Consider the following 21,766-nt stretch of genomic DNA (forward strand, 5'->3'; position numbering starts at 1 on the left):
AAATAAAAAAACCACCGTAAAACGGCAATTTTACAGTGGCATATCGGTTATTATCATGCTGATACCTAACCAATATTAAGAATACGACAGCATAGAACTTCTGTCAATAATAAGTGGATAAGCAATGAAATAAATGAGGTGAAAATATGCTGGTATCGACAAAGGAAATGCTGGCTGAGGCGAGGGCAAAGGGATTTGCAGTACCATCAGCAAATTTCGTCGATCAAATTTCGGTGAAAGCGCATACGGAGACGGCTGAAAGAATGGGCCTGCCGCTTATATTGTCATATGCGCAGGCGCACAGCTGTTATCAGGACATAGAGGAAGCAGCAATGCTGGGACATTTTTATATAAAAAAAGCAAAAGTGCCGATAGCCCTGCATTTAGATCACGGGATGGATTTTTCTTTTATAAAAAGAGCGATAGAGCTGGGGTTTACTTCTGTGATGATAGATGCGTCAAAAGAGGAGCTGGCAGGAAATATTGCAGCAACCAGAAAAGTTGCGGATTACGCTCATACGCATAATGTGATGGTGGAAGCTGAGATAGGACATGTGGGAACAGGCAGAAACGTGGGGCAGGGAGAAACAGAAGCCGATGACGACAGTATATATACGACTGTGGAAGAAGCCGGTAAAATGGCGGAACAAAGCGGAGCGGACAGCCTGGCTGTTTCAGTGGGAACGGCGCATGGTCTGTACAAAGGCGTTCCCAAAATAAATTTCACAAGGCTGAAAGAGCTGGCTGATAATTTGAATATTCCTCTGGTCCTGCACGGAGGCTCATCATCAGGTGATGATAATCTGGAAAGATGCGCGCTCAACGGTATCGCAAAAATCAATATATATACTGATTTTGTGGTAAATGCTTATAAAAATCTGTCTGAAAATCGTCCGAAAGATTACTTTGGGGTAAATGATTTTTTACGAACAGGAATGAAAAATACTTTGCGGCACTATTACGAAGTATTTCATACACAGGAGATCTGACTGTCGTATCAGACTTGAGGAAGAAACAGGAAAGCAGGGACAATATTATTGCCCCTGTTTTCGATACAATTATTTACGGAAAATATTTTTAGAGAAGAGGGGTATTATGGAAATCATCGCAGCCTTGGCAAACGGTTTTATAGAATTATTTAAAGCAGGAGCGGCGACTTTTATTTCATGGGTCACCGGCATTATTCCCTTAGTAGTGGTTTTAATGACCGCGGTAAGTTCAATTATCAAATTAATAGGTGAAGACCGAGTTTACAGTGTGGCTCAGACAGCCACAAAATACACGATAACCCGTTATACGATCGTTCCTATTCTGGCAGTAATATTTCTGGCAAATCCGATGTGCTATACTTTCGGCCGTTTTGTAGAAGAAAAATATAAACCTGCATTCTATGATTCGACAGTGAGTTTTGTACATCCTGTAACGGGATTATTTCCTCATGCCAATGGCGGAGAATTGTTCGTATATATGGGGATAGCTACAGGGATAAGCAATCTGGGGCTGCCGCTTGGTGATTTAGCGGTGAGATATTTTTTGGTCGGAATAGTGGTAATACTGCTTCGCGGTGTAGTTACGGAAAAAATTTATGCCGCAATGAAAAAATAAAGGAGGCTTTTTTAATGTATAAATCAGTTACTATACAGAGGGGAAAAGCAGGATGGGGCGGACCTCTGACAATAACCCCCACAGATACCTGCAATAAGATACTATGTGTGACGGGCGGCGGAATTCATCCGGTGGCACAAAAAATAGCTGAAATGACAGGCGGGGTGCCTGTAGACGGCTTCAGTACGGGGGCTCCTGATGAAGAAGTAATGGTTGCTGTAGTTGACTGCGGCGGAACGGCTCGCTGTGGTGTGTATCCTAAAAAAAAGATATTTACGGTCAATTTAACAGCAGTGGGGAAATCAGGTCCTTTGGCACAATATATAACGGAAAGTATTTATGTTTCGGATGTAAAGGAAAACTGTATAACCTTTGCTGATGAAGAAACAGCTGCGGCAGCTGCTGCTAAGGCACAGATGCAAGCAGCTGAGCCGAAGACGAAAACGCAGGCAAGAAAAGAGCTGGCAGCTATGAATGCCGGCAAAAAGAAGAATATAGTGACACGAATAGGTATCGGCGTGGGCGCTGTGGTTAATAAGTTTTATCAGGCAGGACGCGAAACGATCGATATGGTGATCAAAAATATATTGCCGTTTATGGCGTTTGTAAGTATGATTTTGGGGATAATAAGCGCATCAGGCATAGGAAATGTAATTGCTGCGACCTTATCTCCGCTGGCAAGCACGCTGCCGGGAATGATAGGAATATCCATTGTTTGTGCGCTGCCTTTTATTTCACCTGTACTCGGACCAGGGGCAGTGATAGCGCAGGTAGTGGGCAGTCTGCTGGGAGTGGAAATAGGACTCGGTCATATCCCGCCTCAGTACGCACTGCCGGCCCTGTTTGCGATCAATGCTCAGGTAGGTGCTGATTTTGTTCCTGTAGGGTTGAGTCTGGGAGAAGCCGAACCTGAGACGATAGAGCTGGGCGTACCAGCGGTACTGTATTCCAGGCTTATTACCGGCCCGGCAGCAGTATTGATCGCTTATGCATTTAGTATGGGACTTTATGCATAAAATATAAAAAAAGCAGACGTTTTTGAACAAACGGTGAGGTATTTTTTTTTATGAATACCAAAAATAAATATAAGAGTTTTTTAAGTCTTATGTAAATACTGAAAATTGATCCAAAAATTAATAGTAATATTTGGGGGCATCGCTTTTTTAGTGATGCCCCAAATATATTATTATAAGAACGATGCTTATCAAAATATCTTACCTGCATAGATTCAGCGGTGTTTTTTGCTTTTTGTGTTTGTTTCATTTTGCAATTCAAATATGACATCACGCAGTTCAGCAGCTTTTTCAAATTCAAGGGCGCGGGATGCAGCCTGCATTTCCTTGGTAAGCGTGACGATAAGCTTCTGCCGTTCTTTAGCGGTCATCTTCAATTTCTTTTTAGGAGTTTTATATTCAGCTGTATCTTCAGCTACCATAGTAGTTTCGATGAGATTTTTGACTTTCTTTTCAATGGTTTTTGGAATGATGCCATATTTTTGGTTATAATCATTTTGCACTTTACGGCGCCGGTCTGTTTCACTTATGGCTTTTTTCATAGAATCAGTTACACGATCAGCATATAATATGACTCTGCCGTTAGCATTGCGGGCGGCACGTCCTATTGTTTGGATAAGAGAGGTTTCTGAACGCAGGAAACCTTCTTTATCAGCATCAAGAATTGCTACAAGGGACACTTCAGGCATATCAAGGCCCTCACGTAAAAGATTTATTCCCACAAGGACATCGAAAACACCCAGCCGCAGGTCTCTGATAATTTCCGTACGTTCTATGGTAGGAATATCAGAGTGAAGATAACGTACTTTTATGCCCATTTCTTTGAGATAGTCTGTGAGGTTTTCCGCCATCTTTTTTGTCAGTGTGGTGACAAGGACGCGTTCATGTTTTTCCATACGTATTCTTATTTCGGTCAGAAGATCATCCATTTGCCCCTGCAGGGGCCGTATTTCTATCTGCGGATCAAGCAGACCTGTCGGTCTGATGATTTGTTCAACTATCTGGCTGGCTTGTGTCAGTTCGTAAGGCGCAGGTGTAGCCGATACGTAAATTATCTGATTGATTCTTTCCACAAATTCTTCAAAACGCAAGGGACGATTGTCAAAGGCTGAAGGAAGGCGGAAACCGTTATCCACAAGGGATACTTTGCGTGATCGGTCGCCGGCATACATAGCGCGCAGCTGCGGCAATGTAACGTGCGATTCATCTATGACAATAAGAAAGTCTTCCGGAAAATAGTCTAAAAGAGTGTAAGGGGAATCACCTTTTTTTCGCCCGGTCAAATGCCGTGAATAATTTTCTATACCAGAGCAGTAGCCCATTTCCTGCATTATTTCCAGATCGTAATTGGTACGCTGCTGCAATCTCTGAGCTTCAAGCAATTTATCGTCATTTCTGAGGAGGAGAAGCTGGTCATTCAATTCAGTTTCGATTGATTTTACGGCTCTGTCCATATTTTCCGGGGAGGTTACATAATGGGACGCAGGAAAGACTGTGACACTTTTTCGTTCACCAAGTATTTCTCCCGTAAGTGGATCAAATTCACTGATGCGGTCGATATCGTCGCCAAAAAGCTCTATTCTGACAGCCCGGTCCTGATAGCCGGCAGGGTAGACCTCTATAATGTCACCGTGTACACGGAATTTACCGCGTACAAAGTTAATGTCATTTCTTTCATATTGTATCTGAACAAGTTTTTTAAGTATGGCATCACGAGGATATTCTTCACCGCGGCGTACTGATAAGACAAGCTCATAATAATCCTCAGGAGAACCAAGTCCGTATATGCAGGAGACGCTTGCTACAATTATGACATCACGCCTTTCAAACAGTGAACAGGTCGCTGAGTGGCGCAGTTTGTCTATTTCATCATTGATGGATGAATCCTTTTCTATATATGTATCTGTTTGGGCTATATAAGCTTCAGGCTGATAATAATCGTAATAACTTACGAAATATTCGACTGCATTGTTCGGAAAAAATTCTTTGAATTCACTGGCAAGCTGTGCGGCCAGTGTTTTATTGTGAGCTATCACCAAGGTCGGTTTCTGAACTTTTTCAATTACTTTGGCTATGGTGAAGGTTTTGCCGGTGCCGGTGGCACCAAGAAGCACTTGTGCTGTTTGACCGTTTTCAATACCGGCGGCCAGTTCCCGGATAGCTTTTTTTTGATCACCCATAGGTTCAAAAGGAGCTGTTATTTTGAAAGGTGTTTTTTCAGATAGATGAAGAGTATTGAGCTTTGGTACTGTAGCCATGCGTGCGCCTCCTTATTTATAAGCGATCGTTTTAGCGGACTTTGAATAATATCAGAAAAATTTTTTCATTTGCTTTACAGTCAGAAAATAATGCTGAAAAAGGTTAAAAATATAAAAAATGGTATTGTTTAAAGTATAGCCCAACAGTACGGATTTGTGAACTGTAAATTATGAGCAATTTTAAATGCTATAAGGATCAAGCAGCTGCAGGAAGGAATTATTTATAGATAAAGCTTGTAATTTTGACCTCAATGAAATAAATTTGATTGATTCAGCTGAAGCTGCTATTGTCAAGCAAAGATTTTTCTATTGTCTAGTATAGCTTTGAATGCCTGCCTTATTTTGTAAATGAAAGGATTATCATTTGCACGGCAGAATATTATTGAGCCTAACGGTTGACCACTATTGAAGAATTTGAAAATGAGCGTGGTTTTATTTGTATTGCATAAAATGGGAAATTGTATTATATTAGAGGAACTAAATTTATTGATGGGAGAGTTGGAGTTGTTTAACAGAATAAAACGATTGCTGATAGGGCGTCCTTTGAAGAATGAAGAGGCTTTCTATCAGCGTCTGCCTAAGTGGAAAGCTCTGGCCATATTTTCTTCTGATGCGCTGTCTTCTGTAAGTTATGGACCGGAACAGATAGCTGTCGTTTTGGCGCTGTCTGGTTTTATCACATATGGATATTATCTTTATTCTCTTATTCCGATCATTATTCTGCTGGCTATAGTCACTGTATCATACGCGCAGGTTGCCAGAGCAAATCCGGGCGGCGGTGGTTCTTATTCTGTAGCAAGAGAAAATCTCGGTGAAAAACCTGCTCTGGTAGCCGGAGCCGCTCTTTTTACCGATTATATACTTACAGTGGCTGTTAGTATCACCACAGGTACGGCAGCGCTCACTTCTGCCTTTCCTTTTTTGGGAGAATATAAACTGCTTCTTGATATAATCGTACTATTTTGTGTGCTTACTATTATTAATCTGCGGGGAGTCAGTGAGTCAGCTAAGTTTTTCGTTTTGCCGACATATCTTTTTGTCGGCGGTCTTTTGTTGCTGATCGTTATAGGTATTTTTCAGGCATTTACAGGCACGGAACCGGTAATCGCTGAAGCTTCTGTACAAAAGCAGCCCATGGATATGATGATATTTTTCCTTATTCTGCGCGCTTTTGCCAATGGCTGCAGTTCAATGACCGGACTTGAAGCGATAGCCAATGGTGTGCCGATGTTTAAGAAACCCGAATACAAAAATGCAATTCATACTACCTATTGGATGTCAGGTATATTGGCGATCATGCTGCTTGGAATATCATTTTTGATAATGCATTACCATATTATGCCGAATCCCAATGTCACTATGATTTCGCAGCTTGCAGAAAAGACTGTCGGTCGGGGATATTACTATTATTTTTTCCAGATAGTTACGATGTTGATTTTGTTTTTAGCGGCAAATACGGCTTATAATGGTCTGCCGCCTCTTTTATCAATAATAGCAAAGGATGGATATTTACCGCGGTATCTCGGACAGCGCGGAGAACGGCTGAGTTTTTCTAACGGTATTATCCTGCTTAGCATGGCGACGGCATTGCTGCTGATCATTTTTGACGGTGATGTTGAACATCTAATTTCGTTATATGCAATAGGGGTCTTTCTTTCGTTTACTATTGCCCAGTCGGGAATGGTTGTCCACTGGCTGCGCAATAAAAGCAAATATTGGCAGGGGCGTGTTTTTGTCAATGCGCTCGGAGCTTTCATAACCGGTATAATTGTAGTTATTATTGCTGTCACAAAATTTTTCTATGGTGCATGGATCATTCTTATTTTTATACCATCGGTAATATACTGCTTTAGAAAAATAAAAAAGCATTATACAGAAATGGGCAGAGAACTTGCGCTGAAACCTGGTGAAAAATTCAGCTACATCAGTTCGCCGATTATGAAGAACTATGTTATTCTGCCTATATCGTACCCTACACGAAGTGTTATAGAAGCGATGCGCTATGCAAGAAAAATAGGCGATGAAATTATTGCCGTGCATATTGCAACTGACAATGAAAATGCAGATTATGTGAAAAAAGTATGGCATGTGCAGGATCCGGAAATAGGCATTGTTACTATTCAGTCTCCTTATCGTATGGTCATACAGCCTTTGCTTGATTTTGTCAAGCAGGTAGCCGCTGATAAAAATCCAGAAGATTATATAACAGTGCTTATTCCGGAAATACAAACGACAAAGTGGTGGCATAAACTGCTGCACAATCAGACAGGACTTATTCTGCGGACTCTGTTGATTTTTAAGGAGAATGTAATTGTTGTTACTATTCCTTTTCGTTTAAAAAGATAAAAATGTATGCAGCTGAAAAAGACAGCAACAAAATGAAAAAATTTGTTGCTGTCTTTTTTGCTGCAATGGACGTAAGATAATCAAAAAAGTTATTGCTGATTGATTTTTTGTTTTAATGTATCTATCGCGGTATTTAGTTGATTATCTGTATTTCCGTCAGCATCAAATTTGACAGGAACATCAGGTTCGATACCGATACCGTCTATAGAACGATCGCTTGGAGTGTAATATTTTGCGATAGTAAGCTTAAGCGCAGTGCCGCTGCCCAGTGGTATTACTTGCTGGACAGAACCCTTGCCATATGATTTTGTTCCCACCAGCACAGCTGCCTTCGTGTCTTGCAGAGCTCCCGCAAGTATTTCAGAAGCGCTGGCACTATTTTCATCAATAAGGACAACAATAGGATATTTTTGTCCTTCAAGATCTGAACTGTACACTTCTTTGTTGTTATTATGATCGACTATGGAAACTATGGTTCCCTTGGGAACCAGCTGCTTAGCTATTTCTACACAGCTGGTAAGAAGACCGCCGGGATTTGAACGAAGATCCAAGACAAGTCCCCGCATGTTTTGTTTTTGCAGGTCCTGATAGGCATCAGTGAATTCCTTGCCCGTATTTTCGGAAAACATGCCGATTCTTATATATCCTATATTGTCTGCCATCATTTGATGTGTTACTGTAGTGGTTTTAATCGTGGCTCTGGTGACAGTGATATCTTTTTGACCATCACTGTTTTTGATTGTAAGTGCCACGTCCGTATCGACAGGGCCTCTTATATGGGAAGCGACCTGATCAAACGAAAAATCTTTTGTTGATACTCCGTCTACAGCAATGATTTCATCACCGATTTTTAGTCCTGCTTTTTCTCCCGGAGTGTCTTTCATTACCGCGATGACGCTGACGACTTGTTTGTCTTTATTATACTGCATCACTACACCAATTCCGCCAAAGGAACCTTCTGTCTGTTCCATGAGCCTCTTATAAAGATTCTGATCAAGATAGAGAGAATGCGGGTCATCAAGGGAGCCGACCATGCCTTTTATTGCACCATTGATAATTACATCATTATCAATGTCTTTAACATAATAAGTTTGCACTAACCGCATGGCAGCGAACAAGCGCGCCACATCGGCAAACTGATATTTATTGAATCCTAACAGAAAATACAGCCCGGAAACAGTGAAAAGTGACGATGCAATGAAAACGATAAATATCAACGCCGCTAAAAACTTCTTGTTAACTTTCATAATTATCACATCCAATAGTTTTTTATCGTTCGCAAAGCCTCAGCAAAATCATAAATAGTTGAGAGGATTAACGGGTTCTCCATTTTTCCTTACCTCGAAATGGCAGTGAGGACCGGTAGAATTTCCTGTAGAACCGCAAAAAGAGATGACCTGTCCTTGTGATACGCGCTGGCCTTCACTGACATTAAGTGACTGGTTATGTCCATATAATGTCTGCAGGCCGCCGCCGTGGCTTATAATTACGGCATTGCCATAACCTGATATCCATCCTGCATAAATGACTGTACCGGCAGCTGCCGCATGTATGGGGAGTCCGTAATCACCGCCAATATCAATGCCGCTGTGAAAAATACGAGTGCCATATATTGGGTGAGTGCGCCAACCGAATGGTGATGTTATCGGACCTGAAATTGGCCAGATGAATTGGCCGCTGCCTCCGCCAGCATAGTCGTCCGAATTGCTGCTGGTATATGCAAGGATCATTTGTTCTACCTGACGCGACGCTGCCATGAGTTCATCGTAGGCACGCTCGGCAGTTGCTCTGTCATTTTTTACCTTATCCAGCAGTGTCTGCTGCTGGGCTTTTTTATTCTGTAATATGTCGGCTTTTTCCTTGGCTGACTGAGTTAGTTTTTCAGTTTTGCTGCGGTCGGTTTCAAGTTCCTTTTTAGTATCTGTAATAACTTGTTTTTCCGCCAGGATACCGTTGATAAGATCATAGTCGTATTTGATGATACGTTTGATAAGGTCCATACGTGTCAAAAAATCAGAAAAGCTGTCGGCGCCAACAAGAACTTCAATATAACTTATTTGTCCGTGCATATATATATCACGAAGCCTTTTATAGAGAACTTTTTCACGCTTATCAAGGTTTTGCTGTGTTTTTTTTAAAAGATCTTCATTTTCATCTATCTTTTTTTGCGTTTCATCCAGCTGTCCTTTTATTTCATTATAAGCGGCGGTGGCGTTATCGACCTGTTCAGCTATGGTGCGCATTTGCTCGGAGATAGTGTTCTCCTTGGATTTAGCGGAATCAATCTCAGTTTGTTTCTCAGTTGCCTGTTTTTTCAGGCCGTCAAGTTTATCCTGTAATGATGCAGCCGATGCTGAGCTGCAGAATATGGTGAATAAAATCAATAGGGTGAATGCATACAGACGCTGCTTATGAAAAAACATATACAACTCTCCCTATACTTCAAGAAAGCGTTTTATTGATATGACACTGCCTAAAGCGCCGATTACAATACCGCTCAAAATAATAATTATCGTTACATATGTTAAAAACGGATACAATGGTATCAAAGGGAAAAAAGTCATCATATCATAAATCTTTTGGGTAAGTGCTATATAGGCAAGACGCAGTAAAATAACAGCTATATTGCTGCCAATAAAGCCCAGCACTACACCTTCAAGCAGAAATGGCCAGCGGATAAACCAGTCTGTGGCGCCCACATATTTCATTATAGCTATTTCCTTGCGTCTTGCAAATACGGTAAGCCGGATGGTATTTGAAATTATAAAAATTGTGGCACCCGCCAAAAAGACGATGATAGATAAGCCTATAAGCCTTACCAGCCTGGTCAGGTCAAATAAATGTTCGACCACATCCTGCGCGTATACAGCAGTATCTACACCGGGAAAATTTTCCACTTCCTTAGAAGCTGTTTTGACCAGCTGAGGATCTTTTACCGTGATCTCAAAAGCATTGGGAAGAGGATTGGTGTCATCAAGTGCGCTGAGAAGATATTTTTGATCGCCCAATCTTTCCGAAAAGCGTTTCATAGCATCTTCCTTGGAAATGTACTTTACCGTATCGATACCCTGCAGAGAAGATAATTTTTCTTCCAGTGAATCAGTCTGCTTTTTGGTAATATCATCTTTCAGATAAACACTTATCTGTACCTGGGATTCCAGTGTGGAGGCCATGCGATCAAGGTTTACTACGACCATCAAAAAAAGACCAAGGATAAACAGCGAAATGGTAACTGTGCCAATAGAGGCTAATGACATCCAGTTATTGCGCTTTAGGGAGGCGGCCACTTCTTTTACAAAATATTCGGTAGTTCTAAGCTTCATATCCGTATCCCCCTGATGCTTCATCACGTACGATACAACCGTTTTCTATCGCCAACACACGTTTTTGCATTGTGTCTACAATGGTCTTATCATGTGTTGCCATAACGATAGTTGTTCCGGCGGCATTGATGCGCTGAAAAATATCCATTATTTCCCAGGAAGTTTCCGGGTCAAGATTCCCGGTGGGTTCATCGGCAATAATAAGTGACGGATTGTTGACGATGGCTCTGGCGATAGCAACACGCTGCTGCTCGCCGCCTGAAAGCTGAGAGGGAAAACATTTGTACTTTGCCCGCAGGCCTACTACGTCTAAAACACTATTAACACTGCGCAGTACGAGCCGACGTGGCGATTCAATGACGCGCATTGCAAAAGCGACATTCTCATAGACAGTTTTATTTGGCAAAAGGCGATAATCCTGAAAAATAACGCCGAGACTGCGGCGCAGATAAGGAATTTCATGACGCGGCATTTTATTGATATCATACCCATTTACCAGCAAAAGACCCGAAGTAGGCAAAATTTCACGCAGCAATAACTTAATAAAGGTGGATTTACCGGCACCGCTCGTTCCCACAATGAAAACAAACTCACCGCGTTTTATGCTGATGTCTACTTTATCAAGAGCGACAGCGCCATTATCATATATTTTAGAAATATTTTTCATTTTGATAATATTTATCTCGTTAGGGGATTTCATTAAAGCAGCTCTCCTTAATTGCTGTGAAAAGTGATAAAACACAAATATATTTTAGCATAAATAAATTATTGTTTCAGGTAAAAAATTTATTCCACATAAATTTTAAAAGCCGGTACATATATTGCAATTTATGTGGAATAATAAATTAATCGGCAAGAACAGCTGTGCCGGTTTCTGTTATCAGTATAGTCTTTTCCCATTGTGCTGACAGCGAACCGTCTTTAGTATAAACTGTCCAACCGTCTTTTTCATCGGTGCGGACATCAAAGTCTCCCATATTTATCATAGGTTCGACCGTAAGCACCATTCCGGGGACAAGCAGCATTCCTGTATTTTTTTCGCCAACATGATTTACGAATGGTTCTTCATGAAATTTTTTACCTACGCCATGTCCGCCTAAAGCAGTGACAACAGAATATTTATTTGTGTGCGCATGTTTTTCTATAGCAGCACCGACATCACCAAGAAAATGCCAAGGCTTAACAGCATTTATGCCCAATTCCATACACTGTCTTGTCACTTCAACTAACTTTTCTGCTTCAGGTGAAACGCTGCCTATCATAAACATGCGGGAGGCGTCAGCATAATAACCGTCAAGAATGGTTGTTATGTCGACGTTGACTATATCACCGCTTTTCAGAATGGTCTTTTTGGAAGGAATTCCGTGGCAGACTACATCATTTATTGATATACAGATGCTTTTCGGATAACCGGCATAATTCAGGCAGGCAGGAATACCTCCGTTTTCAATTATGAAATTATGGGCCATATCATTTAAGGTAAGTGTATCAATGCCCTCTCTGATATTTTCTGCTATAAGATCGAGAGCTGCGTTATTTATTTTACCGCTTTTGGTGATGCCTGCTATATCTTTTTCAGTCTTGATGATTTCGTGTGGCGGTTTTATCTGTCCCATTCTGGGATCAAATTTTATGCTGTCGATATGTTCATCAAAATCAAGATGACAGCGTTTATACTTAAGGCCGCTGCCGCACCAGCAAAAATCATTTCTATGCAAAATATATTCCTCCAGTTTGATTTTATCTGATCTTATGTAAAAGCTGCAATTATATGATCTCAGAGGTAAATTGACTGCAATAAGCTTTGTCAGAAGTATTTAACAGTATTGAGATCAATTAAGCTCTTGCTTTTTTATCAGATAAAAGTAAGATAAAAGTTTTTATATGTAACTATATATTATTCTGGAAGATAAAGTAATAATCCTTTCTATATTAATATATTATTGTAGATGTATGTGGATTCAGCTGGAAGACGTATTTCATCGAATTTGTATATCAGATTAACAAAAATAAATAGTTTACCAAATAATATTTTTGGTGGTATAATTAAGCCAAAATATTCATATTATTTTAATCTATTTAATTTGAGGAGTGTGAGTTGAATGAAAAGAGTCATGTTTTCTACTGTTTTGCTGATGTTTGCGTTTACTGTTATTGGTTTTGCTTCACCTGCTTGGCAATGGGTCACTTCCGATCAGACAGCAAGTTATTTCTTCGATAAAAATAGTATCGGTTATAAAACGAGTGCAGATAAGAATATTGTTATTGTGAATGTAAAGGAAAAGTATAGTAAGGAAGGCAGCGAAAAAGTTATCAATGAGGCAAGAGCGAAAGGCTTCAGCGTTCCTGCTGTAGATGCCGCAGCTTCTGTTGAATATTCTACTAATAAAATTGAGCTTGATCTGGCACAGAATAAAGTAAAGACATTATCAAGTATTTTATATGATAAAGAAGGCAGAGTTGTTTTTAAAATTACCGATTTTGGCAAAGCTGCAAACATTGATGTAAAATCTGATAGCTTTGAAGAAAAATTAATTAATGGCATAAGAGCATATACGATTCTCAACAAAGTGGATGTTTATAATAATTCAAACGATATAAACTAAAAACATTGTGTGTATGAGCGTTTGCTATGACGGCCTATTATGCACTGGTCATGCCGGCAGAGAGAACTTATTAGCGGAACTCAGTCTTCTAATTGAAAATAAATGGACTCAATCATTGCAAGGTCAGTGATTGAGCTCATTTTATTTTTTTAATTATTACAAGCTTAATTTGACAAAAAAATTTTTTGTAGTATAATACTATCTGTTGCTAATATAGTTATGCGCCAATAGCTCAGTTGGATAGAGCAACGGCCTTCTAAGCCGTGTGTCGCTGGTTCGAATCCTGCTTGGCGCACCAATAAATATAAGGGTTCTAGCGTTGGGAGCAACGCAGACCGTATATCATAGGGAGCAACAGGGGAGCAATGGCAACTCTGTTGTTCTTTTTATTTTGGTACAATATAGAGTGATTTTACTTTATCGGCAATCTTGTTATCATAATTGGGAATTGCGTGTCCATATAATTCCAATGTATGTGATACCCGCGCATGACCCAGGCGGCGAGAAACTTCTATTATTGGTACACCTTCAGCTAGAAGTTGTGTAGCATGCGTGTGACGCAAAACATGGAAATTTCTATAATATACATTGGCAGCTTCTAAGACCAGTTTCCACGCTCTTTCGGCATTATGCGGTGCGATAGGGGTATTATTCCTTGTTACAAAACATAGCTGTTCCTGCTTTATGTCCATTGCAGGGGCGGCTTTTTTTAATTTTTTAAGTTCCGTGACTACATCGTCCGTTATGCTTATTTTCCTTATGCCGGCTTTGGTTTTCGGTGTTTCCAAAAATAATCCGATCTCCCGTGAATCCTGCAATGATTTACGGATATAAATTTCTGATGTGGCAAATAATACATCACACCATCTAAGCCCCAATATTTCGCCTATACGCATCCCGGTAGTCACACCTAAGAGAATCATAGGATAATACTTGCCAAGCCTCTTGTGTTCAAAACAGGTGCGTAATATTGTCTCTATTTCTTTGGGTGAGAATATCTGGATTTCTTTTTTTTCAAATTTGGGGGAAACGACAGCAAGCATTATATTTTTAGGTGCCATTTCCAAGATGCACGCTTTTGTATATAATTCCTTTAATATTTTATGCACCTTATTTACGGTGCAAGCCGATAAAAGTAGTTCTTTGTATAACTGCTGTACTTGTACTGGTTGCAGCTCTTGAAGCTTTATATCGGCAATAGGCGCCAAATGGGCTAGAAGCTGTTTATACCTTTCATACGTCCTTTGTTTTACTGCTCCTTTCTTGTAAGTTGTAAGCCAGGTAAGTGCCCACGCACCAACAGTTATATTGGTAGGTTCTACGAATACGCCGCGATCAATATCTGTGAGCTGGGCGTTTTTCCATGTAGTGGCTTCAGTTTTTGCGATAAAACTTTTCTTTTTACGTTGTCCGGCTGGTGTGGTTATAGCCGCATAATAACGTTTTTTGCTTTTGTCATAATAGACAGAGCCTGTACCATTTCCATTTTTAGCCATAAAAATAGCCTCCTATTTATTGTAATAGAGGCTGATTACTGATATAATTTAATTGCAATTTGGTTGAGTAATCAGCCATAAGCCGTCTGGTGTTACAGCACTGGGCGGCTTTTTTATTTTATATAACCATTATTAACAAGCCATTTCCTTGACTCGCCTTTTTGTTTCCTGCTTACACATTTAGTGAAGAATAGCCTTGTCTTGTGAATTACACGCCAGAGTTCTTTCTCATCAGATGTGATTGGTAAATTTCTCTCTTTGCATATTTCTAATACCTTATCTTTGTTGAGAGCAATAATAGCCTTTCTCATTTCTAACATAGGTGATCTCCTTTCATTATTGGACTGTTGATAATCCAGTAAATAATTTTCCATCTGAAGAATAATAAGCAGAAGTCATTGTTAAAGTAATTTGGCTACCATCTTTCTTTTTTACGAGAAAAGTTGATGTCGTGGCTTTAGTAGAATCCATAAGTACAGTAGGTAAATGAGACTTTTTATCCATATAGGCTATTTGCCCATCAATACTTATTATAGAATCACCGATTTCAAGACCACTTAATTTAGCTGGTGAATCTTTATCTACTGAAATAATAACAAGACCATTATTTTTACCATAAATAGCAGTATTTATATTAAAACCATATCTATAACTACCATCAAATTGTGCTTTTAAATGTTGCAAATACGTTGTCTCCATATTGCCGGCAACATTATATTTAACGCGTTGACTTTTTAAGATGCCATCGACTGCCACTGGTTCATAGTAATCAGATAAGGTAACAAGTGTTCCACTACCTTCCGGAGTAAATGTAAAATCACAAGTTTCTTCTATTGTCATGCGCTGAGCGTTCATAAATCCGCCTGTAACTTCTCGCGTTTCGGAAAATGAAAGCAATGCATCAGATATATTGTTTATCCGAAATGCCGGTTTTCCAGAAAGCTGTTTCACCAAATAATCACGAACTTCAGTTGGTGAACCTTGCTCAATTTCAATAGAGGACATTGCAAACGCAGTTGAACAGATAAGGAACATAAATAAAAAACAGAACAATACTTTTTTCATTAACCCACTCTCTTTCAAATTAATCATCTATACTGGGCCCCATAATAGGACCCCAACTTGCAACTTCATTACCTGATAATTCATGTATGATTGAAAGGTGAAACGAATCTAGTTTTAAATCAATTTCACGCGAATGCGCCATTGTAGACCATGACACAAATGAAGCCTTTATAAAACCCAGTTTTGCATCTTTGGATAAGTATTGCCAATTATCATTTACAGTTACTATTAATGTAGATGCAGCAGGATCGTAATTTACTCCTGTATACACAGGAGAATATCCATTATTGCTAAATAGATTATTAAACCCATCTAACATTTCATTTAGTTTTCCATGATAATCAGTATAGTATTTTTGTGCAGTTGCTTTTTCATCTTTAGCCTTTTTATCGGCTATATTATTTGTCTGCCGGTTTTGTTCTTTATCTTGTTCGGCTTGAGTCCTTTTTTGTTGAGCTATGTAATTATTTTCAAATGGTTTAGGAGCATTACTTTCTGAAAATAGCCATATAACGCCAAGAGCACATGCAAATATTGCAAAAATAATAACAACTAGGGGACGTTGATTCTTATACATATTTCCACCCTCTCAATTTTTGAAATATGTAATATTTCTATAAAACTTTTATAAATTCCTTTGAAAAAGCTCATCTTACCATTGACTGAAACGCTACTGCTTTACCTAAAATCTTAAATTCCGTGCAATTATCTTTCGTACATATAATAGGTTTGTATTTAGGATTTTCCGGCATTAATGTTACGGTGCTGTTATTATGATAAAAGCGTTTTAAAGTGGCGCTATCATCAATCAGAACTGCAGCTATTTCTCCATCTTCAACTTCCGGTTGTTGTTTTATAAAAACTATATCGCCATTATATATTCTGGCGTTTATCATGCTATCGCCTTGTACTTGCAAACAAAAATCGGCATGAATTCCGTCAGCCATATTTGCGTAGCCTTCTATACTTTCCTGTGCCAGAATAGGTTTTCCCGCAGCTATTTTCCCAATTATTGGCAATTTTGTTAATTCAATAGGTCGAATATTAGATGCAGAAGGAATAGTATTATCAGTATCACCTTTTAGATTAGATTCAGTAATCCACCCCATTAAATAGGCGGGGGATACATTATAAACTTCTGCTAGTTTTTCAATTTTATCTGATGGTATATTAGTAATAATATTATTTTCATATTTATATAATGTTTGCTTTGATATATTAACTATTTTACCAACTTCTTCTTGAGTTTTCCCACTATCAAACCTTAATTTTTTTAGTTTATCCCCAATAGTCACGATATCAACTCCTTTATCTACATAATATCACAAATAACTTAAAAAGCAACAAAAAAGTAACTTATTGCGAAAAAGTAGTATTGACAAGTTACTAAAAATGCATTATACTTACAGTAACTTAATAAGTTACAAACATCGAGGAGGTGATAATATGATAAACAGGAATAAACTTCTTGGTATTATGGCTGAAAATAATTTCACTGGGAAAAAGATAGCGGAAAAATTAGGTATGACCCCAAAAACGTTTTATGTAAGAATGAAAAAAGGCGATTTTGGCTGTAAGGAAATAGAAATAATGGTTAAAACATTAAATATTAACGATCCAATGCCAATTTTTTTTCCAAATTTAGTAACTTTTAAAGATACTAAAAGGAAGTGACCGGAAAGCCAATCGTAAAATTTAAAGGAAGGTGAGAAGAATGAATGATTTACAGATTTTTGAAAACAAAGAATTTGGAAAGGTAAGAACCATACTTATTGAAAACGAACCTTGGTTTGTTGCAAAAGATGTTTGCGATTGCTTAGAAATTGGGAATAATCGCCAAGCATTAACAAGGTTAGATGATGATGAGAAGGATGTCATTTCAAATGACACCCCCGGCGGAAAACAGAAATTGCAGGCTGTCAATGAATATGGGCTATATTCTCTCGTACTTAGTAGCCGCAAGAAGGAAGCCAAACAATTTAAGCGCTGGATCACGCATGAGGTTATCCCGGCAATCCGAAAAACAGGCAGCTACGCCACACAAAAACTTAGTCCACAATTACAAGTTCTTATTAATCTGGAAATGAAGCAAAAAGAGCATGATCACCTGATAGCAGAGGCAAATAAACGCATTGACGGTATCAGAAATGTAGTTGCCTTAAATCCAAATGACTGGCGAAAAGAAAGTTCTGCCTTGCTTAATAAAATGGCGCTGTCAATGGGTGGTTATGAACATGTAAAACCGTTGCGTGCTGAAAGCTATAAATTGCTTGACGAACGCATGGGGGTTGATTTGCAGTGCCGACTTACAAATAAGCGTCGCCGTATGGCGGATGAAGGAATTTGTAAATCAAGACGTGACCGACTAAATCAGCTTGATGTCATTGCTGAAGATAAAAAACTTATTGAAGGTTACGTTGCAATTATTAAAGAGATGGCGATCAAATATGGGGCTGCGGCATAAAAACGGTTAACTTCTATTGAGTGAAAGGAAGTGAGAAAAATGGAAACAATTAAAAAGAACCCTCAAACTAATGAGGATTCTGAAATGGCGCTTAATTATCGAATACAAAATAGATTGAGCATTCTATTAAACCATAAATCTCAGATGACTAATGAATTAAGGCTACCATGCCAAAAGCTAGATAATTCATTAAGAGTTCAATACACACTATTTGAAAAAGCGTTTTCAAATTTAATAGCTTGTGAAGGGGAACATTTAAAAAAATTTAATATGGAAAAACTAACATTATCAGAACTTCATACTAAATTGCTAAATGCCGACAGTGAAATAAACAAAACAATTATAAAAAAGGATATACAACAAAAAGAAAATGAGATTGTTAAGAAATTATTTTTAGTTCTTAATGACGAAGAACTTACAATTACTCAAGCAACCTCATTATTACAGATAGCAAAACAAGAAATACTAGAAACCAGATTACGGAATATTAATCGCAGTTCTTAACAATGGCATTCGGATTCATACTATTTAAAATGCGTATTTGCATTTTATCTCCATGACTACAACGATTGCCATTGAAAGCTCCAGCATAGCACCCAATAAAAACTTTTCCGTATGAAGAACAAATTGGCAGGTTCAAACAATCACAAGAATAAACCTTTTTACCTTCAGTATTTAATTCAATGTTATCACTTAAGCATTCTGGTTTAATAAAATTATCCATAAATAATCACCTCTTTTTCTAAGGCGATTATATCACAGAAAGGAGCTGTAACATGCAAAAAGCAATGAGTGCATTAAGTTATGCAAAACACTGCGGGTTACCATACCCAATGGTAAAGCAGTATTGCATAGAAGGCATAATCCCGTGCTTCAAGCAAAAGGTAAGATACTATATTCGCCCGGATATTGCGGATGAAGCACTTGCCAAGTATGAAGCACAAAAATTAGATCCAGAACCTATAAAAGAGGTACACGTATTAAAGCAACCAAAAGATTTTAATTTTTTTGAGGCCTTAAAAAAGGCGTAAGGAAGTTGGTTTAAATGATCCCACATTGTTGGCGCTGCGGGCGAATATTAAAGCCTCCTAATGTGCAGCAGTTAGTGCTATGGAGCGGGCAGTCGGTTATGGTTTGTGCTGATGACCGGAATTGCCCGGCAGTCGTAAATGGCAGCCGGCGGAAATTAAGAGAGCTACAGCGGAAAGGGGTGAGATAGTGAGCGATTTAGTACCGTGCATAGCAAGCTTTACGCTCGGCATCGGCGTGACGCTGATATGGATAGGACTTAAATCCGAAGAGCCAGTAGAGGCGAAAGTAGGCTATAAAAACGAATGCATAGGCTATGACGAAAGGGGAAAAGATAAATAATGTATAGGTCAACAATAATACGAGCTAAGGACCTGCGGGTGCTGGCAAAAATGGAGCTGATAGAAGCATGGCTAAAATCACTGAAACGGTCAAAAAAACTAAAAAAATAATGCGTCACCGTGTACTGATAGCCGATGCAATATTTATTATCTGTATCATCATGGCCGCGGCTGTTGTGCTGGGGGTGCGATAAATGGAAAAACTTAAACCGTGTCCGTTCTGCGGCAGCAGGCCCTTTATTGAGGATGACAGTCGTCCTAATTCTATAAATGATGGTAACGCTTCATGGCATATATTTTGCCCGAATTGTGGGTGCTCGCAAAAGCAAAATCAGGATATTAAAATGGTGGTCGAAAACTGGAACATGAGGGCAGAACACAAAAAAGCCGCTCAGGAGTGCAATCCATGAGCGGTATGAGAAAAAACTTATTCTAAATAAATAATACCACAAAAGGAGATAAAAATCACATGGAAATGCAATTAAATGTAAATATTAGTGCACCTGAACTTGTACAGGCTATAAATAATCTTGCGGGGGCTTTGGCAGGGAAAATTACGGTGCCAGCTGTCGTCGAAGCACCTAAGTCTACCGAAAAAGAAGAAACGGCAGAAGCGCCTAAACAGCATAGAAAAAAAGCAGCGAAACCAGCAGCCGTTAAACCGGAGACTGCGCCGTCGGCAGAAGAACCTTCAGAAACAACCAGCACTGAAAAATCAGAGGACGAATTAAGGACCGAACTTAAAAAACTGGCTGTTGAAAAGGCAAGAGGTGGTAAAAACGGTGAAGTTAAAGCAATAATTGAGTCTACCGGATCCGTAAAACTGTCGGGTATAGCGGCAGACCTGCTGCCGGATGTGCTGGAAAAAGTGAGGGCGTTGTGATGCCAGCGCATGCAATATTAAGCGCATCCGGCAGTAAAAGGTGGCTGGCCTGCCCACCGTCGGCACTTCTGGAAACAAAGTTTCCCGATACTAGTAGCGAAGCCGCAAGGGAAGGTACCTTCGCACATTATGTAGCAGAAAAGATTTTGTCGAACTATTTATCCAAGGAACCATTAATAGAAAACCAGCTGCTCTCTCCTTTAAGAGGCAGAGAATTTTATAGCGAAGATCTGATCGGCTATGTCCGTGAATATACGGATGCGTGCATTGAAAAGATTAATGCCGCTAAGGCTGCCGACACGATGGCAGTTGCTTTCATTGAAGAAAAGTTGGATTTTTCAAAATGGGTACCAAAGGGATTCGGGACCGGTGATTGCGTCATTATCTCAGACGGAATTCTTGAAATTATTGACCTAAAATATGGCAAAGGTGTTCCAGTATCCGCAGAAGGCAACACACAGATGCAGCTCTATGCTCTGGGGGCAATTGACGCATACAACATGCTTTACGATTTTGACCTTGTCCGTATGACTATTGTACAGCCACGGAACGGTGGCGTGTCACAGCAGGAAAAGTCAGTGAAAGAATTGCTGGAATGGGCCTGTGACGTAGTACAGCCGACAGCGGCGCGGGCAATAAAAGGTGAAGGCGAGCTATGCGCTGGTGATCACTGCCAATTCTGCCGGGCAGCTTTAAAATGTAAAACCTACTCAGACTACTGCATGGAAATTGCAAAGCTCGAATTTGGAGGGGCGAACCTGCTGGACGATGAAGACATCGTTTTAGTTCTGGAGCGTGTTGATCATTTAGTTAGCTACGCTAAAAAAATAAAAGAATTTGCCTTAGGGGAAGCCCTAAACGGCAAGAAATGGACCGGTTTTAAAATTGTTGAAGGTAAAAGCAGACGAGTATACTCCGATGATAGCAAAGTCGCTGACACGCTGAAAACTGCTGGTTATAAAACAGACCAGATATTTAAGCCTAAAGAACTGCTGGGGCTCACTGAAATGCAGAAACTTTTAACCAAAAAGAAATTTGATACTTTGTTATCAGACCTTATCACAAAACCTGCCGGCAAGCCCGCTTTGGTGCCAGCAACCGATAAAAGGCCGGAGTATAACCCGGTGGAAGCTGATTTTAAAAATTTAATGGAATGAAAGAGGTAATTATATTATGAAAGAAACATCAAAAACCAGAACAGTATTACAGAACGTCCGTTTATCCTACGCCCACATTTGGGAGCCGGCAGAAGACCTGAACGGTAATCTCAAATACAGTGTATCACTTATAATCCCGAAGGACGATAAAGCCAATCTGGCACGTATCAAGAAAGCCAT

At 39.5% G+C, this 21,766-nt stretch carries 27 protein-coding genes and 1 tRNA gene; 16 read left to right on the forward strand and 12 right to left on the reverse strand.

All coding sequences use genetic code 11. The annotated features are described in order from the left end of the window. Positions 1-146 precede the first annotated feature (146 nt). The 3 genes from I6758_RS03375 (at position 147) to srlE (ending at position 2,621) form a co-directional block, all read left to right on the forward strand. Complete coding sequence (locus I6758_RS03375) at positions 147-989, forward strand: class II fructose-bisphosphate aldolase (protein ID WP_196603777.1); 843 nt, start codon at positions 147-149, stop codon at positions 987-989. Positions 990-1,095: 106 nt separating this feature from the next. Further along, positions 1,096-1,605 carry a PTS glucitol/sorbitol transporter subunit IIC gene (srlA, locus tag I6758_RS03380; RefSeq protein ID WP_196603778.1) on the forward strand — a complete coding sequence of 170 codons (510 nt, stop codon included), beginning with the start codon at positions 1,096-1,098 and terminating at the stop codon, positions 1,603-1,605. Positions 1,606-1,619: 14 nt separating this feature from the next. Continuing rightward, the gene (srlE, locus tag I6758_RS03385; RefSeq protein ID WP_196603779.1) at positions 1,620-2,621 is read left to right on the forward strand and encodes a PTS glucitol/sorbitol transporter subunit IIB; all 1,002 of its coding nucleotides are present in this window, start codon (positions 1,620-1,622) and stop codon (positions 2,619-2,621) included. A 212-nt stretch (positions 2,622-2,833) separates the two neighbouring features. Here the strand turns inward: srlE and uvrB are convergent, their stop codons facing one another. Next, positions 2,834-4,876 (reverse strand): excinuclease ABC subunit UvrB, encoded by a 2,043-nt coding sequence (gene uvrB / locus I6758_RS03390; RefSeq protein ID WP_196603780.1) that lies wholly within the window; start codon positions 4,874-4,876, stop codon positions 2,834-2,836. A gap of 504 nt (positions 4,877-5,380) precedes the next feature. On the opposite strand from uvrB, the gene I6758_RS03395 reads away from it, so the two are divergent. Then, positions 5,381-7,222: an APC family permease gene (locus tag I6758_RS03395; protein ID WP_196603781.1), complete on the forward strand. Its 1,842-nt coding sequence runs from the start codon at positions 5,381-5,383 to the stop codon at positions 7,220-7,222. An 89-nt stretch (positions 7,223-7,311) separates the two neighbouring features. On the opposite strand, the gene I6758_RS03400 is transcribed toward I6758_RS03395, so the two are convergent. The 5 genes from I6758_RS03400 to map form a co-directional block, all read right to left on the reverse strand. Continuing rightward, a complete protein-coding gene (locus I6758_RS03400; protein WP_196603782.1) occupies positions 7,312-8,469 on the reverse strand; it encodes a S41 family peptidase in 1,158 nt (385 codons plus the stop codon). 48 nt (positions 8,470-8,517) lie between these two features. Continuing rightward, entirely contained in the window at positions 8,518-9,645 is a 1,128-nt protein-coding gene (locus I6758_RS03405; RefSeq protein ID WP_196603783.1) for a murein hydrolase activator EnvC family protein, read from the reverse strand. Positions 9,646-9,657: 12 nt separating this feature from the next. Beyond that, positions 9,658-10,545 carry a permease-like cell division protein FtsX gene (ftsX, locus tag I6758_RS03410; RefSeq protein WP_196603784.1) on the reverse strand — a complete coding sequence of 296 codons (888 nt, stop codon included), beginning with the start codon at positions 10,543-10,545 and terminating at the stop codon, positions 9,658-9,660. Then, positions 10,535-11,221 (reverse strand): cell division ATP-binding protein FtsE, encoded by a 687-nt coding sequence (gene ftsE, locus I6758_RS03415; RefSeq protein ID WP_196603826.1) that lies wholly within the window; start codon positions 11,219-11,221, stop codon positions 10,535-10,537. The genes ftsX and ftsE overlap by 11 nt, the downstream gene beginning before the upstream one ends. A 169-nt stretch (positions 11,222-11,390) precedes the next feature. Next, complete coding sequence (gene map / locus I6758_RS03420) at positions 11,391-12,263, reverse strand: type I methionyl aminopeptidase (RefSeq protein ID WP_196603785.1); 873 nt, start codon at positions 12,261-12,263, stop codon at positions 11,391-11,393. A gap of 384 nt (positions 12,264-12,647) precedes the next feature. On the opposite strand from map, the gene I6758_RS03425 reads away from it, so the two are divergent. Together I6758_RS03425 and I6758_RS03430 are read left to right on the forward strand one after the other, a co-directional pair. Further along, entirely contained in the window at positions 12,648-13,151 is a 504-nt protein-coding gene (locus I6758_RS03425; protein ID WP_196603786.1) for a hypothetical protein, read from the forward strand. Positions 13,152-13,372: 221 nt separating this feature from the next. Continuing rightward, positions 13,373-13,449, forward strand: a tRNA-Arg gene (locus I6758_RS03430). 88 nt (positions 13,450-13,537) lie between these two features. Here the strand turns inward: I6758_RS03430 and I6758_RS03435 are convergent. From I6758_RS03435 to lexA, 5 genes are all read right to left on the reverse strand, one after another. Then, positions 13,538-14,647 (reverse strand): tyrosine-type recombinase/integrase, encoded by a 1,110-nt coding sequence (locus I6758_RS03435; protein ID WP_196595916.1) that lies wholly within the window; start codon positions 14,645-14,647, stop codon positions 13,538-13,540. 113 nt (positions 14,648-14,760) lie between these two features. Next, the gene (locus tag I6758_RS03440) at positions 14,761-14,967 is read right to left on the reverse strand and encodes a hypothetical protein (RefSeq protein ID WP_196595917.1); all 207 of its coding nucleotides are present in this window, start codon (positions 14,965-14,967) and stop codon (positions 14,761-14,763) included. Positions 14,968-14,983: 16 nt separating this feature from the next. Next, on the reverse strand, positions 14,984-15,712 hold the full coding sequence (locus I6758_RS03445) for a PDZ domain-containing protein (protein ID WP_196595918.1): 729 nt from the start codon (positions 15,710-15,712) through the stop codon (positions 14,984-14,986). A 19-nt stretch (positions 15,713-15,731) separates the two neighbouring features. Further along, positions 15,732-16,289: a hypothetical protein gene (locus I6758_RS03450; protein WP_196595919.1), complete on the reverse strand. Its 558-nt coding sequence runs from the start codon at positions 16,287-16,289 to the stop codon at positions 15,732-15,734. 70 nt (positions 16,290-16,359) lie between these two features. Then, positions 16,360-17,007 (reverse strand): transcriptional repressor LexA, encoded by a 648-nt coding sequence (gene lexA, locus I6758_RS03455; protein WP_196595920.1) that lies wholly within the window; start codon positions 17,005-17,007, stop codon positions 16,360-16,362. A gap of 151 nt (positions 17,008-17,158) precedes the next feature. On the opposite strand from lexA, the gene I6758_RS03460 reads away from it, so the two are divergent. From I6758_RS03460 to I6758_RS03470, 3 genes are read left to right on the forward strand one after another with little or no spacing between them, the layout of a single operon-like run. Continuing rightward, the gene (locus tag I6758_RS03460) at positions 17,159-17,386 is read left to right on the forward strand and encodes a helix-turn-helix domain-containing protein (protein ID WP_196595921.1); all 228 of its coding nucleotides are present in this window, start codon (positions 17,159-17,161) and stop codon (positions 17,384-17,386) included. Between the two features lie 40 nt (positions 17,387-17,426). After that, positions 17,427-18,176, forward strand: coding sequence for a BRO-N domain-containing protein (locus I6758_RS03465; protein ID WP_196595922.1), 750 nt, complete (start codon positions 17,427-17,429; stop codon positions 18,174-18,176). A 39-nt stretch (positions 18,177-18,215) separates the two neighbouring features. Next, positions 18,216-18,680: a hypothetical protein gene (locus I6758_RS03470; RefSeq protein WP_196595923.1), complete on the forward strand. Its 465-nt coding sequence runs from the start codon at positions 18,216-18,218 to the stop codon at positions 18,678-18,680. On the opposite strand, the gene I6758_RS03475 is transcribed toward I6758_RS03470, so the two are convergent. Beyond that, entirely contained in the window at positions 18,664-18,900 is a 237-nt protein-coding gene (locus I6758_RS03475; RefSeq protein ID WP_196595924.1) for a hypothetical protein, read from the reverse strand. The two genes, I6758_RS03470 and I6758_RS03475, sit on opposite strands and share 17 nt — an antisense overlap. Before the next feature lie 52 nt (positions 18,901-18,952). Here I6758_RS03475 and I6758_RS03480 point away from each other — a divergent pair, with 52 nt between their 5' ends. The 7 genes from I6758_RS03480 to I6758_RS03505 all read left to right on the forward strand — a co-directional run. Next, on the forward strand, positions 18,953-19,207 hold the full coding sequence (locus I6758_RS03480) for a hypothetical protein (protein ID WP_196595925.1): 255 nt from the start codon (positions 18,953-18,955) through the stop codon (positions 19,205-19,207). Between the two features lie 187 nt (positions 19,208-19,394). Next, entirely contained in the window at positions 19,395-19,547 is a 153-nt protein-coding gene (locus tag I6758_RS03485) for a hypothetical protein (RefSeq protein ID WP_196595927.1), read from the forward strand. A gap of 67 nt (positions 19,548-19,614) precedes the next feature. Further along, positions 19,615-19,740 (forward strand): hypothetical protein, encoded by a 126-nt coding sequence (locus I6758_RS15035; protein ID WP_269140321.1) that lies wholly within the window; start codon positions 19,615-19,617, stop codon positions 19,738-19,740. Then, a complete protein-coding gene (locus tag I6758_RS03490) occupies positions 19,741-19,956 on the forward strand; it encodes a Lar family restriction alleviation protein (protein WP_196595928.1) in 216 nt (71 codons plus the stop codon). Positions 19,957-20,015: 59 nt separating this feature from the next. After that, positions 20,016-20,429 carry a hypothetical protein gene (locus tag I6758_RS03495; RefSeq protein ID WP_196595929.1) on the forward strand — a complete coding sequence of 138 codons (414 nt, stop codon included), beginning with the start codon at positions 20,016-20,018 and terminating at the stop codon, positions 20,427-20,429. Then, a complete protein-coding gene (locus I6758_RS03500; protein WP_196595930.1) occupies positions 20,429-21,586 on the forward strand; it encodes a DUF2800 domain-containing protein in 1,158 nt (385 codons plus the stop codon). Before I6758_RS03495 ends, I6758_RS03500 begins: the two co-directional genes overlap by 1 nt. Positions 21,587-21,602: 16 nt before the next feature. Then, a partial coding sequence (locus I6758_RS03505) for an ssDNA-binding protein (protein ID WP_196603787.1) occupies positions 21,603-21,766 on the forward strand: 164 nt, incomplete at its 3' end.

The organism is Pectinatus haikarae, assembly GCF_015732185.1.
GTDB classification, from domain to species: domain Bacteria; phylum Bacillota; class Negativicutes; order Selenomonadales; family Selenomonadaceae; genus Pectinatus; species Pectinatus haikarae.

Coding starts and splice junctions, on each gene's coding strand:
- I6758_RS03445 (WP_196595918.1), bottom strand. CDS start 15,712: ATGAAAAAAGTATTGTTCTGTTTTTTATTTATGTTCCTTATCTGTTCA.
- ftsX (WP_196603784.1), bottom strand. CDS start 10,545: ATGAAGCTTAGAACTACCGAATATTTTGTAAAAGAAGTGGCCGCCTCC.
- uvrB (WP_196603780.1), bottom strand. CDS start 4,876: ATGGCTACAGTACCAAAGCTCAATACTCTTCATCTATCTGAAAAAACA.
- I6758_RS03490 (WP_196595928.1), top strand. CDS start 19,741: ATGGAAAAACTTAAACCGTGTCCGTTCTGCGGCAGCAGGCCCTTTATT.
- I6758_RS03460 (WP_196595921.1), top strand. CDS start 17,159: ATGATAAACAGGAATAAACTTCTTGGTATTATGGCTGAAAATAATTTC.
- I6758_RS15035 (WP_269140321.1), top strand. CDS start 19,615: ATGGCTAAAATCACTGAAACGGTCAAAAAAACTAAAAAAATAATGCGT.
- srlA (WP_196603778.1), top strand. CDS start 1,096: ATGGAAATCATCGCAGCCTTGGCAAACGGTTTTATAGAATTATTTAAA.
- I6758_RS03475 (WP_196595924.1), bottom strand. CDS start 18,900: ATGGATAATTTTATTAAACCAGAATGCTTAAGTGATAACATTGAATTA.
- I6758_RS03405 (WP_196603783.1), bottom strand. CDS start 9,645: ATGTTTTTTCATAAGCAGCGTCTGTATGCATTCACCCTATTGATTTTA.
- I6758_RS03495 (WP_196595929.1), top strand. CDS start 20,016: ATGGAAATGCAATTAAATGTAAATATTAGTGCACCTGAACTTGTACAG.
- I6758_RS03435 (WP_196595916.1), bottom strand. CDS start 14,647: ATGGCTAAAAATGGAAATGGTACAGGCTCTGTCTATTATGACAAAAGC.
- I6758_RS03450 (WP_196595919.1), bottom strand. CDS start 16,289: ATGTATAAGAATCAACGTCCCCTAGTTGTTATTATTTTTGCAATATTT.
- I6758_RS03440 (WP_196595917.1), bottom strand. CDS start 14,967: ATGTTAGAAATGAGAAAGGCTATTATTGCTCTCAACAAAGATAAGGTA.
- srlE (WP_196603779.1), top strand. CDS start 1,620: ATGTATAAATCAGTTACTATACAGAGGGGAAAAGCAGGATGGGGCGGA.
- I6758_RS03400 (WP_196603782.1), bottom strand. CDS start 8,469: ATGAAAGTTAACAAGAAGTTTTTAGCGGCGTTGATATTTATCGTTTTC.
- I6758_RS03375 (WP_196603777.1), top strand. CDS start 147: ATGCTGGTATCGACAAAGGAAATGCTGGCTGAGGCGAGGGCAAAGGGA.
- I6758_RS03470 (WP_196595923.1), top strand. CDS start 18,216: ATGGAAACAATTAAAAAGAACCCTCAAACTAATGAGGATTCTGAAATG.
- I6758_RS03480 (WP_196595925.1), top strand. CDS start 18,953: ATGCAAAAAGCAATGAGTGCATTAAGTTATGCAAAACACTGCGGGTTA.
- I6758_RS03425 (WP_196603786.1), top strand. CDS start 12,648: ATGAAAAGAGTCATGTTTTCTACTGTTTTGCTGATGTTTGCGTTTACT.
- I6758_RS03465 (WP_196595922.1), top strand. CDS start 17,427: ATGAATGATTTACAGATTTTTGAAAACAAAGAATTTGGAAAGGTAAGA.
- I6758_RS03500 (WP_196595930.1), top strand. CDS start 20,429: ATGCCAGCGCATGCAATATTAAGCGCATCCGGCAGTAAAAGGTGGCTG.